Origin of the sequence: Winogradskyella schleiferi, assembly GCF_013394655.1 — a bacterium.
In the GTDB taxonomy this organism is placed as follows: Bacteria; Bacteroidota; Bacteroidia; order Flavobacteriales; family Flavobacteriaceae; genus Winogradskyella; species Winogradskyella schleiferi.
On the sequence record NZ_CP053351.1, the window covers coordinates 3,186,151 to 3,198,759 of the forward strand.

13 protein-coding genes are annotated in these 12,609 nt (G+C 34.1%); 4 read left to right on the forward strand and 9 right to left on the reverse strand.

Annotated elements, in window-relative coordinates; translation table 11 throughout:
- The first annotated feature begins 3 nt into the window (after positions 1–3).
- The 3 genes from HM990_RS13845 to HM990_RS13855 all read left to right on the forward strand — a co-directional run bounded on the left by HM990_RS13845 (position 4) and on the right by HM990_RS13855 (position 4,622).
- A complete protein-coding gene (locus tag HM990_RS13845; RefSeq protein ID WP_178989501.1) occupies positions 4–3,231 on the forward strand; it encodes a helicase-related protein in 3,228 nt (1,075 codons plus the stop codon).
- Positions 3,232–3,885, forward strand: coding sequence for a DUF4391 domain-containing protein (locus HM990_RS13850; protein ID WP_178989502.1), 654 nt, complete (start codon positions 3,232–3,234; stop codon positions 3,883–3,885).
- Between the two features lie 164 nt (positions 3,886–4,049).
- On the forward strand, positions 4,050–4,622 hold the full coding sequence (locus tag HM990_RS13855; protein WP_178989503.1) for a GIY-YIG nuclease family protein: 573 nt from the start codon (positions 4,050–4,052) through the stop codon (positions 4,620–4,622).
- Between the two features lie 70 nt (positions 4,623–4,692).
- Here HM990_RS13855 and HM990_RS13860 read toward each other — a convergent pair whose 3' ends face one another.
- The 6 genes from HM990_RS13860 to HM990_RS13885 are packed head-to-tail and all read right to left on the reverse strand — an operon-like array spanning position 4,693 to position 7,702.
- A complete protein-coding gene (locus HM990_RS13860) occupies positions 4,693–5,169 on the reverse strand; it encodes a hypothetical protein (RefSeq protein ID WP_042269989.1) in 477 nt (158 codons plus the stop codon).
- A 4-nt stretch (positions 5,170–5,173) separates the two neighbouring features.
- Positions 5,174–5,419, reverse strand: coding sequence for a hypothetical protein (locus HM990_RS13865; protein ID WP_042269991.1), 246 nt, complete (start codon positions 5,417–5,419; stop codon positions 5,174–5,176).
- A gap of 2 nt (positions 5,420–5,421) precedes the next feature.
- A complete protein-coding gene (locus HM990_RS13870) occupies positions 5,422–6,042 on the reverse strand; it encodes a hypothetical protein (protein ID WP_178989504.1) in 621 nt (206 codons plus the stop codon).
- Between the two features lie 9 nt (positions 6,043–6,051).
- The gene (locus HM990_RS13875) at positions 6,052–6,366 is read right to left on the reverse strand and encodes a hypothetical protein (RefSeq protein WP_178989505.1); all 315 of its coding nucleotides are present in this window, start codon (positions 6,364–6,366) and stop codon (positions 6,052–6,054) included.
- A 3-nt stretch (positions 6,367–6,369) separates the two neighbouring features.
- Positions 6,370–6,696: a hypothetical protein gene (locus HM990_RS13880; protein WP_042269993.1), complete on the reverse strand. Its 327-nt coding sequence runs from the start codon at positions 6,694–6,696 to the stop codon at positions 6,370–6,372.
- On the reverse strand, positions 6,689–7,702 hold the full coding sequence (locus tag HM990_RS13885; protein ID WP_178989506.1) for a DUF7192 family protein: 1,014 nt from the start codon (positions 7,700–7,702) through the stop codon (positions 6,689–6,691). The genes HM990_RS13880 and HM990_RS13885 overlap by 8 nt, the downstream gene beginning before the upstream one ends.
- Positions 7,703–7,838: 136 nt before the next feature.
- On the opposite strand from HM990_RS13885, the gene HM990_RS13890 reads away from it, so the two are divergent.
- Positions 7,839–8,120, forward strand: coding sequence for a hypothetical protein (locus tag HM990_RS13890; protein WP_152556246.1), 282 nt, complete (start codon positions 7,839–7,841; stop codon positions 8,118–8,120).
- Between the two features lie 108 nt (positions 8,121–8,228).
- Here the strand turns inward: HM990_RS13890 and HM990_RS13895 are convergent, their stop codons facing one another.
- The 3 genes from HM990_RS13895 to HM990_RS13905 form a co-directional block, all read right to left on the reverse strand.
- Positions 8,229–9,920, reverse strand: coding sequence for a hypothetical protein (locus HM990_RS13895; RefSeq protein ID WP_178989507.1), 1,692 nt, complete (start codon positions 9,918–9,920; stop codon positions 8,229–8,231).
- Complete coding sequence (locus HM990_RS13900) at positions 9,917–11,500, reverse strand: hypothetical protein (RefSeq protein ID WP_178989508.1); 1,584 nt, start codon at positions 11,498–11,500, stop codon at positions 9,917–9,919. The genes HM990_RS13895 and HM990_RS13900 overlap by 4 nt, the downstream gene beginning before the upstream one ends.
- A 156-nt stretch (positions 11,501–11,656) precedes the next feature.
- Positions 11,657–12,607, reverse strand: a complete 951-nt coding sequence (locus HM990_RS13905) for an AAA family ATPase (protein ID WP_178989509.1) — start codon at positions 12,605–12,607, stop codon at positions 11,657–11,659.
- Between the last annotated feature and the right edge of the window lie 2 nt (positions 12,608–12,609).

Consider the following 12,609-nt stretch of genomic DNA (forward strand, 5'->3'; position numbering starts at 1 on the left):
TTTATGAAATTAATAGATAACGTAAACTATCGTCTAGGGGAAGACTTGAAGCAAGAAATAAGAAAGGGAAGTAAATTAAGTATTGCTGCAAGCTCCTTTTCCATCTATGCTTATGAAGCTCTAAAAAAAGAATTAGGTCGTATTGATGAAATGCGTTTCATTTTTAGCACTCCTACTTTTATAGAAGAAAAATTCAAGAAACACGCTCGTCAGTTCTATATTCCTCATATTTTTCAAGAGGCAGATTTATGTGGTGGAGATTTTGAGCTTCGATTAAAAAGTGAACTGAATCAGAGAGCTATTGCACGAGAATGTTCTAAGTGGGTAAAAGATAAAGTGACATTCAAATCTAACATAGATAGCGGTAACGCTATTAATGGAATGATACATTTAGATAATGGAGCTTCAGATGGCGCAGCATACTCTGGGCTAAGCAGCTTTACTTCGTCCGACTTAGGAATTACACATAAAAAAGGATTTCCTACCCTTATTCAAAAATCTGAATTCCCTCAAAGTAGTGCATATCTGGAATACTTTAATCAGATATGGGAAAACGAAGAGGACTTAAAAGATGTAACCTCTCAGGTACAAGAATATTTTGAAAACGCTTTTAAAGAAAATAGTCCAGAGTTCATCTACTTCATAACACTCTATAATATTTTCAATGATTTCCTTGATGATATTTCAATGGACAACCTACCTAATGACCAGATTGGATTTAAGCATTCTGTCATTTGGAGTAAACTGTATAATTTTCAGAAAGATGCAGTCATTGGAGCAATTAATAAACTTGAAAAATACAAAGGATGTATTCTCGCAGATAGTGTAGGATTAGGTAAAACCTTTTCAGCACTTGGCGTTATCAAGTATTATGAAATGCGAAATAAGGATGTACTGGTTCTATGTCCTAAGAAACTAGAAGCCAACTGGAATACTTTTAGACATAACGATAAAAACAATATTCTATCAGCAGACCGTTTTGGATATGATGTACTCTTTCATACTGACTTGTCGCGCGATCGAGGAATGAGTAATGGACGTAATCTAGAAAGTGTTAATTGGGGTAATTATGGGCTTATTGTTATAGATGAGTCACATAATTTTAGAAATAACAATACTGTAGTTGGAAAAGAGAACAGATATCAAAAACTATTACGAAAAGTAATTCAAGAAGGCATTGAGACCAAAGTAATGATGCTTTCTGCAACGCCAGTGAATAATAGATTTAACGATTTAAGAAACCAGCTAGCGCTGGCTTATGAAGGAGAGGCTTCCCAAATTGATGATAAGCTGAATACAGACAAAGGAATTGATATTATTTTCAGAAGAGCACAACAAGCTTTCAATGTATGGTCTAAATACAGTACAGAAGAAAGAACAACTGAGAAGCTATTAGGTATGCTGGATTTTGATTTCTTTGAAATTCTAGATTCATTAACAATAGCAAGATCTCGTAAGCATATAACAACATATTATGACACTACTGATATTGGAGAGTTCCCGAAGAGAGATAAGCCAATATCTATTCAAAGTCCACTTACGGATGACGGATCTGTCACATACACTGAAATTGCCGAAAAGCTCACACTTTTAAACCTGTCTATCTATTCGCCTTTAAACTACATACTGCCAAGCAAGCTTCAATTTTATGCTGACCTTTATGATAAGACAGTAAAAGGCGGACGACTCACACAAATGGATCGCGAAAAGAGTTTGCAAATTTTAATGCGCATCAATTTATTGAAGCGTTTAGAAAGCTCTGTTGATTCTTTTAGAATTACTCTGGATGGTGTTATAAAGCAAATTAAAAAAGCACTCAAGGCTATAGAAAACGGAAAAGATGAGGCATATTCTGGTATTCAGGCTAAAATTGAAAATGAGGAGTTTGATTGGGAAGCAAACTGGGGAGATGAAGAAAGTGTTATCGGTAAAAAGATTAAAGTTCACGTTGCAGATATTGACACAGCAAGATGGAGTGAAGATTTAAGTGAGGATTTATTTATTCTGGAAAGTCTGCACACTTCGGTTTCTGAGTTAAAGGGCAAAAAAGATTTAAAACTTCAATCGCTTAGAAAAAGGATAGAAGAAAAAATAGAGAACCCTAAAAATGAAAATAATAAAAAGGTAATTATTTTTACTGCCTTCGCAGATACCGCAAACTATCTCTACACGCATTTAGGAAAACATCTCAAAAAATCTTTTGGTTTAAACACGGCTCTTATAACTGGTTCTAAACGCATGTCAACTACTAAAGATATACCTAACCAGTTGAACACGATGTTAAGTTGCTTTTCTCCTATTTCTAAAGACAAAGAACAACTATATCCGTCTATAAAAGATTCTATAGATATCTTAATTGCTACAGATTGTATTTCCGAAGGTCAGAACTTACAGGATTGTGATTACTTAGTAAATTATGACATCCATTGGAATCCTGTTAGAATTATACAGCGATTTGGTAGAATCGACAGGATAGGTTCAAAAAATGATAGTATTACAATGGTTAATTTCTGGCCAGACGTAACGCTAGATTCCTATATCAATTTAAAACAGCGTGTAGAAAACAAGATGCTCATCAGTAATATGGCGAGCACAGGAGATGACAACATATTAAACGTAGATGAAAAGGATTTAGAGTATAGAAAAATTCAGCTCGAAAAACTTAAAGAAGAAGTTATAGATCTTGAAGATTTGAGAGAAGGCGTAAGTATCACAGATTTAGGTCTAAATGACTTTAGAGTTGATTTGTCAAATCTAATCAAGCGATATGGTCAGTTGAAAAATGTTCCAGAAGGTTTACACGCAGTTGTTGAGTCTAGTCAAAATTTGGAGCCTGGTGTAATTTTCGTTCTTAAGAACATTAATACAAGTGTTAATATTGATAAGCTCAACAGGCTGCATCCTTTTTATCTTGTTTATATGACCGAAAACAACGAGGTTTTATTAGGCCATATTGAGTCAAAAAAGATATTAGATGCAATGCGTATGCTTTCCAAAGGTAAAGAAGAACCTCTTTTAGACTTATGTAAAAAACTATCACTGGAGACCAATGATTATTCTAAAATGGATGATTATTCTCTGCTTTTAAAAGATAGCATTGCAAGCATATTAAAAACCGAAAAAGAAAAAGATGTACAAAGTTTATTTAGGTCAGGCGGAACAACTGCTCTAAAGGATAAAATCAAAGGAATTGAAGATTTTAGTTTAGTTTCATTTTTAATTATCAAATAGTTGGAAATATATAAATTACCTCAGTCTACTCTAGTAAACAGGAATATTCCTAAAAATTCTTTTGATGAATATGCAAATTCAAGGCAGAAGAAAGACTTTACTAACTATGTTTCCAAGATCACTTGGAAACACAAAATTTCTCAAGAAACAGTAAATCTATCTGGAGATGATATTAAAGAAATTCAGTTGTTTGAAATTATTTTAAAAGAAAAACAACCCATTAATAACTTGTTAGATTTGATAGATAAGTCTATTCCTTATCACATAATTTTTATTCTCAATTTTGAAGAAGAAGTTCTAATTCGTTCAGCAAAAAAACATCCACATCCTATCAACCCAGATAATTCAGTAATAGATTGGGTTTTCTATTCACACTGGATAAATAAAGAAAAGTGTATATTTTCTCTTCAATTAAAAGGGTGTATTGACGCTACGTATCAAGACTTTTGTTCCTTAATTAGCGGTAATGAAAAAAGATTTGCTTCTATTACTGAAATGATTGAATATCAAAGCAAGATAAAAGAATTAACCACTTCAATAGAAAAACTAGAATCACAAATAAAAAAGAGTAAGCAATTCAATAAAAAAATAGAGATGAATATGGAATTGAATGATTACAAGAATCAATTAAACAAATTAATCTCGTCAACCTGAGTTGTTATTATAACGAATCTTCTAATTCGATGAAGTTTCAAGAAAAAATAAAAATTTTAATATTCAAAACAACAAGATATCGCTACCCTGCGTGTTTATGTAAATTTCCTAAAAATGCTCAAATGATGGATATATGTGAGCGGTGTAAAAAAATAATCTAGCCTATGAATGAGAATTTAATCGATGCAGTTGTAGATCAATTATTAGATTTTAACACTTCAAAGCCGTTATCTCACTACGTTATTTTTAACGGGAATAAAATAAGATACTCTAATATTCCAGAAAATGAATTGGGTCTTTATGCATTTTGGTTAACGAATAATGATGGTATTGTAGAAACACTTAATCGTTCTTTAGAAATAAAAGGACCAGGCAACAAATCTTACAAATTTACTTGGGATTGGAATGTGAATGAAAAACACATATTACTTTATATTGGTAAAACGACTACGTTTAGGAGCAGATTATCGCAACATCTAAAACTAAAGACTTTTACTTGGGTAGTTCCAGAAGACAAAACAAGTCCTTATAAACGGACAACTTCCTGTCAATTAAGAAGCGGCATTGAGCATTTACTTAGTGGCAATATCCAACCTAGTATCCTTGGATTGGATTTTATACGAAAGCGAATTCAAGTTACATATATACCACTAGAGGGATTGGGAAATCGGTTCTTCGCAGAGGATCTTGCCATAGGAAAAGGCAAACCGTGGTTCAATGTGGACTCAGAACGTTAGAGATAAATGTTCAATAAAAACCTCTGTTCATTGTCACTGAACAGAGGTTTTTATTGAACACACCATTACCTTATATCCGCTCCACCTCATACCGATACCTAAAAACACTAGTCCTTACCACACGATATTTTCCAATTACAGTATTCCAACCCAACTGAGTTTTTACACCCAAATCTCGAAATGTCGAACCAGCAATATTTCGGACACGTCCCATTCTTACTAACTCCTCTAAAATAGCCTCGTCGTTAGCAGGTTTTGCAGCTTCCTTTTTAAGTGCTATTTTTTCAAGTTCTGGTTGTTCTTCTAGTGCATCTTCAATTTCATTGAACTCTAGTTTATCGGCATATTCTTCATCTATGTCTTCAAGGATTTCTAAATCCAGTTCCTCAAGCTGTTCGTATAAACTCCCTTTTTCACAATCTGAAACCGTTCCAAGCAGTTTATACATTCTATCAAAAATTTCTATTTTTTCTTGAATGGGTTGTAATAGCAATTTCTTATCCAACTTGTTATTCTTCAGGAAAACCTGATGTTCTATTTTCTTCATAATCTTATGTTATTATTGGGATGAGTTCCTGTTTATCTGCAATAGCATTTTCTAAAACATTAGATAGCGCTGCTGTCGCCAGAGAGGTCACGATGATGATACCGGTTGTCTTTAAAAGTTCAGCACCTTTTGGTATTTGTAGTTTGAACTCCTTCGATGGGTCATTCTTACCTAAATTGTAATAGATAAGCGCTTCGGCAAAACCTATTGCGAGTCCAGCGCCTGTAATGATTAATACTTTTTTATTCATAGTTATTTGGTGGCTTTTTCTTCCATTTTATCATACTTGGCTTTAATGTCTTTTTCGCCAGCTTCGGCACGTACAAAGTTGATTCCGTAGGTATTCATTATCCCTCTGTGCGCTCGCAGCAGAATCTTCTCGGCTTCTTTCTGCATCTTCACATTATCCTTATGCGCTGGCGGAATCAAATTAGCAATCGCAATAAAATGATTCTTGATTTTGGTGTGGCGCATCGGCTTAGGCTTCTTAGACTCATTCTTGCGCTTTTCTTCGTTGAAACGTTTGATTTTTAACCGACACGCCTTGATGTCTTTACTCAAACTATCCAGTTCTTTCTTAACGGTTTTAGTAGGTGCTTTGTTTTTTTTTGGAGCATCCTTTTTAGACTCAGCAGATTCCTTTTTAGACGTCTCTTTAGATTCCTTCTTTTCCGCTTTCTCAGCTTTTATAGCATTAGGAGCAAGACGTTCCACTAACAGAAAAACCTTTTCAATATTTTCTTTGGCAATCTCTTCAAAAGCCTTTTTATCATTGGTTTCTTTGTAGTCATCCATTATGTCCTGAACAGCAGTTTGTAATGCTTCAGGTTGCACGTTGCTCATATCGAGCGCTTGTAATTGTTGTATGGTCATCGTTTATTTTTAAGCTGCGATTAATAATTCTAGTTCCAGTAATTCTAACGCTCTGGCACGTTCTTTTTCTTGAAGGCGTATGATTTCTTTAGCATCGCTACGTTTATCTTTCTGTTGCATTTTAGGATGCAGCATCTCATATAAAAGCACATCTGCTTCTTGGGCTTTTACGTCAGACTTGCTAAAATCTTCAGAAGTTGATTTAATTACTTCCCAAGCCTTTACAGGATCAAGTTTACTACCAGTGAGATCTACAATTTCATCTTGGTTTTTAATCTTCAACGCCTTGAGCGCATCCTTGGTTATATTCTTTGTTTTATACATTTTCTATAATTTATGATCTATGGCATATTGTTGATGGTACAGCGGTTCCAGCGACCAGATAAAGTCATTAGCTTCTTCCTGGTCTGCATAGTGAATAGAACACAACTGCGACGTTCCATCGGTTTTAAAACACTCGTATCGATAGCATTGCACAGGATTATCTTCATTTGAAATATCAATGGTCGTCCATCGCAGGATGAGTGTGTTTTTACGCTTTCGCGAAAGCATAATCTGAAAATCTGTACATCGTTCTTTACAAGCTTTATTGATCTCAATCGCTCTGTCCATTATCTTGTGAATGACGCTTTGCTTTAAGGTTTTCTTATCCATTTGGCTGCAACTGATTTTTATAATTGGTAATGATTTGTGAGACCTCTTTTACTGCCGAATCCATCGAATAACTTTGTTCAAAAACGAAGCCTTTAGGGTTTATCGCTTTCGCGAAAGCGGCACCCATACTAGCCGAAATAGTTCCCAAACCAGAAGGAATCGTGAGACCGAAATAGTTACTCATCGTCACCAAAGATTTAAAACCACGAAACCTGAAATAACGTGGATCACTACTCATCAATAGCAATTGGTTTTTATCCAGTTTATCCTGAAAGCGTTTTACGCGCACACAACCCATCGTGACCTGGTTATTGAAAGAAGTGCCCAACATCACATTCACTTCAACCGAAATGCCACGCAGTTCCATAAACTCTACAAGCTCTGCACAGGCGAGACCTACATAAAGCAAATCGTTACCCTTTACGTGGGCATTTGCACCAGCCATAATGTACAATTGAAGCGATGGATACGACATTTGCTTGTCCTTGAAATAGGCAAATACACTCTTCACCGAAGTGAGCACTTTCTTGTTTCCTAACTCAATATTCATCTGACTTACAGAGGTGTTGAGTGGCGAAGTCGTATTAATAGGAAACTGTTGATACATTCCCATCGCAGCACGCTCGAAAGAGAACACGCCAAGACCACGATCATTGTAAGCCATCTTTGGTTTTGGCATTACAGAATCGTTGATATACTGCAAATAATGTATGAGTTTCTCCTTGATTTTTGGCTGAATTTTAGCGACAAGTGACATCCCTAAAAAGGTACGATGTTCGTTAAGCTCCTTAACTGTTTTAGGTGTTGGTGTGCCGTACCAATCCGTTCCACTTTGTAGCTGACTATCGGTACTTTCTTCAATAAAATTCCAACGCGACTGATTTGCAGATGATAGATTTTTAGTCTCATCATCTACAAAAGCATTGAAAGCAAAGACACTATCAAATAATAGATAGTTGTATTTGCCATTAGGACTTTTAAGGGTATGTTGTTTTGGTGCGCTCACGTATGCTCATAAAAGTAATTTTTGAGGTGGTGTGAGTTACGGTGTGGAATTGTAGTTTGGGACGTGTAATGTCACAAAAATTTTAATACTTTTTTTTCAGGGAACCTATTCTCGTAACTTTACTGAAAAAACAATTATGACAAAAATTCAATTTACACTTTACAAGAATTTATACGATTTAAAAAATAATGGACCAAGTTTTTACCATCAGTTCGATGTTGAAACTCTTCCTGAAGTAGATGGTTTCTTTAATTATAACAAAAGCATTTTTGAACTTATGGATGAGGAGGCTAAAGATACTTTCGAAAACTTTTATGGTTTAGAATTAGGTAGATATTATATCTACAGCTCTAAAGACTATACTGAAAAAAACAGTCCAATATCTTATATTTATTTTGCCGTCTTTGATGGAAAGTAGGATTTACCCAACCTTCCTTTTAGACTAAATAATAAAAAGTTTGTTTCATACCGCGACGTTTGTAAGAATTTAAAAGGTCATCAAGGTCTATTGATCTCGTTTTTATATTTACTTGTTTTGATTTAATTCATAACTTCTTTTAATAGGTAATCGCCAGAATGCAGGAAATGGTTGTGCCCTGAAGTGTCGACTTGCTAGATGCGGTAGGAAATTGAAACCTGTTTTATAAACCTCAAAAGTCACTTCTTTTATAAATAAATCGATTTCTTCTATAATTTCTTTTTCGTAATCCTTCATATTTTCATAGAGCGTTATGGAGTGCTTTAGCTTTCCTTTTTGTGCGCTATAATTTGTTCTACAGAAACATTCCTCTGTGTCCTCTGTTGCAAACCATAGCTGAAGGTTGACTTTAGGAAAAGTGTCGTTTATCAGAGTTCTTACGTCTTGATAAAGTTGATCGTCATTTATCAAAAGTGCGTATTCCGCTATAATTGGCAGTATCATTGTAGAGTCCACTTCTGACAAATCATCCCCATTATGAATATCTACAAGTTTATCAAAATTTGTTCTGAATAATGGGAAAAACTTATGCGTTTTGTAGCTATTATAAAAGCCAACAGTAACGTTGTTCATCCACTTTAGAGCCCATTTTGAATTTCCTGTTTGACACAACAATTGAAGTGCTAGTGAAATTTCGATAGAGTGTTCGTCATACTCTGGGTAATTTAAAGGCGGATTATTAAAAATAAAAGAGACCAAAGCATTCGAAATATTTATAGCGCTTTTAGAATAGATATCAACATTTTCTTTATTATTGAGTTGAGCATAAAAATTCCACTCTTGGATTTCGCCTAATCCAATTATGGAAATCAATCCTAATTCTTCCCAAGTATTTAAACTGTATTCTATACGATTTCTTCCATACCTATAAAGACTATGCTGTGTCTGGTAGTGATTAACTGTCTTATTGAAATAGAGAACTCCTATCTTTCTTTTTAATTGAAATAAAGTATAAAACTCAGCCTTTACATAGTTCTTTTCGGTATGCTTATGTTTAGATATCCAATCCCAGGTTAACAGTAAAGATCTTTCACTGGCTATAAGGGCTGGTCTTAAGTTGTTGATGTCTTCTGACCACTTAAAGATAATGCCTGTGCACAATCTAACTAGTCGTAATCTCTTCAAGATTTTCTGTTTCTGCTTTTCAGGTTTGTTTAAAATCTCCTCAATCAGCTGATAGAAATGAGTGTAATTATAATCCGGTAAATCAAGGAAAGCAAGTGTTTTTCTCAAATAAGATTGATATTCAGCAGGGAATAGTTTTTCATTACTAAGATATTTATCTAGTTTACCAGCTAACTCTCCTGTTCCCCAGAATTCATAGCTTCTCTTCTTTTTAGTGTGCTCATCTACATAATTTTTCCAATTGATTAGTACGCTTTGCATTATCTCTCCGTTGGTCGCTACTATGATTTTTATGGGTAGTTTTTTATACCTTTTATCCAGCATTGTGCGTATGTAAACATCTATTACTTCATTTAGACTTTGTCTTACAGAATTTACACCACTATCCCAGTTAGAGCGTGTTAGATTTTTTTGTTTTACAACAAACAAAAACATTTTTTTCTTACCATCATCGGGATCAATACCAACAGCTGCGATATCTACACCGTGTTGTCTACCTCTCTGAGGTATAGATATAGGTGTTATTTTCATTCCTACAAGTAGATCTGTGATTAAGGTATCCAACTCGCCATCTTCTTTAAGAAGTGTAATGTATTCACTTAGTATAAATCTCATCTTCTTCTTATAAAATTTTGTCCTTCTAATCGCAAAATACTTTGCGCAACAGGGTCAATGTATTCTCCACGAGGCAATTCTTCACTAACAGAGAATAATTTCGGTTCCATCTCTTGACTATACTGACCATTGAATTTTCCGAATGCTTTTTTACCAGTTCTAAACTGAAGAGTAGTAACCATACTTAAAAATGAATTGTCGGTTTTGTCACTCTCATCGCGCATTTTATTCATTTTTTTATTCTGAATTTTATCCATATACCTAAGTCGCTCTGTAGATGGCTGAAATTCTTTAAGAATATCTAAGTCAGAATATGCTTTGTAATAGCGTTCACCTTCAGAAATAATATCTGAAATAATCTTTTTAAGTTTTCTGTCGGCACTTTTGTTTTGGTCTTTTAGATAATCAATAGTAGAGTAGTAATTAAAAATCAGATAGTCTACAAATAATCTGCCTACAAGTTGAGTGATATCTTTATTTTGATATCTATACTTGAGTATAGAGAATAGCATAACTCTAGACACTTTTCTATCATAAACATACCCCACAATTTTTTGAGTTATATATTCAATATCATTAACATTATATGTTGCTAATAATGATGGTGATAGTTCAAAAGTTGAATTACTAGCGAAGCTCATTTCTCGTATCACATTGAACATCGCTAGTTGATATTTGTGATTATCTTCGTTTAACCATTCCGTGATTAGGATTTGAAATTCTACTGGGTGTTGATCATATATTTTACTGAAGACAGATTCAAATACTTTTATCTTATTATAGTGGTCATCTTGAACAATCCATTGATTTATGTAGTTTTTGACAATAACTAAGTTTTTGTCAACTAAATTACTGAGCATATAGCCGAACATACTATGATAGCCTAATTGGGAAGCATCAAATGTTACCAAAGAGTCTAAAATCGTTAAATAAAATTCTTGCTCAGTATTAATATCTACGCTGTAGTGAATGATATCAATCAGATAACTTTTTATCTCCTTTTCCTCTCGTTTTGTAACTATTAGAACATCACTATTGAGTTTCAAAAAGTGCTTCCTATGTACTCTATAAACGAAGAGAATAGCTGTTAATATTTCAATAGATCTACCTTCATTGATATACTTTGAAAAAGTATCAATTAGATATTCTTTTAAGTCTTCAAAACCAGATTTGTCTAATTCAAATCGAGCAACAGAAGAAATAGCTTGCACAATATTTATTTGTTCATCGCTTGCGATTAAGTCTTTTACTATTAAAATTGCTGAGTCTTTATCAGAAACAGATAATCCCGCAACAATATCACTGAGTAATTCGAGATTTTTTCCAGACTTAACAATAATGTTGTAAAAGTCATTTCCAAAAGATTTATTAGTGGAGGATACTCTTTCTATCCCTTTTTGAAATAAGTGCTTACTTTGATTTTCTTTTTGTAATCTAGCAGTCAATCTAGGTAATAAATCCAACAATTCAGTAATTGTAAATATTTCTATATTATTACAAAAATCATTATAACTTGACCAAAACCTTTCTATTGGCTCTTCATTATTGATGTTGTTTAAAAATTGTTTTACTTCCTTCATTTACAATCAACTATTTGATTGCAAAGAAACTTTTTAAATCGAGAATAAAAGAATTAAGCGCAATAAGTTATTTAGGAAATATTAAGAATTAAAAATATTTGTTGAAGAAGTACTTAGTTTTGTAAATCAATTTAATTAGATGAAGGTTGATGTCCATCATCCAATCCGCCTTTTAAACTCAACAATAAAAGCCTGCTTCATTCCGCTACTTTTATAAGAATTTAAAAAACCTTCAAGATTGATTTCCGTCTTAATGTGTTCTGCTTTTTCCTTCGTCATAGCTATGAAGTAGCTGTGTAGAGAATCCTTTAGGGTTTTACCGTTGGGCATCTTTCGATAGGTCTTGCCAAACTCATCTTTCATTCCAGTTTCTCGCTTCATTTCAAGCTCGTAGGCACGTTCAAAGTTGAGCATTGTACGAAGTGTCATAATGTCTTCAGTATCGTCATCGCCAGCTTCTTTTCCTTCATATTTCAAAATAGATTTACGAATAGTCAAACAGATATCCACTACAGCTGGATAAACGAGTTGGCGCTCCAAGGTTTCATTAAAACCTATACGGTAAATACAACCACTAAAACGATCCAATAAGGACGCATCTTGCTTATTGTTTCCAACATAGTTTCCGCTTGCACCTTTACCAATAACGTTACCAGTAGCAATACAACCAAAGTTTCTATGTTTTTTGATTGGCTCATTATTTCCATTAAAAATGATAGCATCTTCACGAGCGCTTTTTGCTAACGCATCGTTTAATAATCCTGCGGTATTGGCATCCAGCTTTGGCATTTCGTCCAGGATTAAAACCTTGCCATCACGCCAAGCTTCAATAAGCGCACCTTCTTTGTAACCAGAAATAGTCTGTCCACCTTTAATGTCAATAGGCGATGTCCATTGATTGCAGTTCACAATAGTAAATGGCAATTCTTGCCCATCGTTTTCTGCGCGACCTTTTATAGCGTAAGCGACCTTTTCTCCAATGGTTGTTTTTCCTGTTCCGGCGCTTCCTACCAAATACGGATTATTTCCAACGCTTAAATCATCCATAATTTTCATAAACTGCGGAATCTGCTGTACTTCTGGTATGTCTAATTTTCTGTTGTTCATTC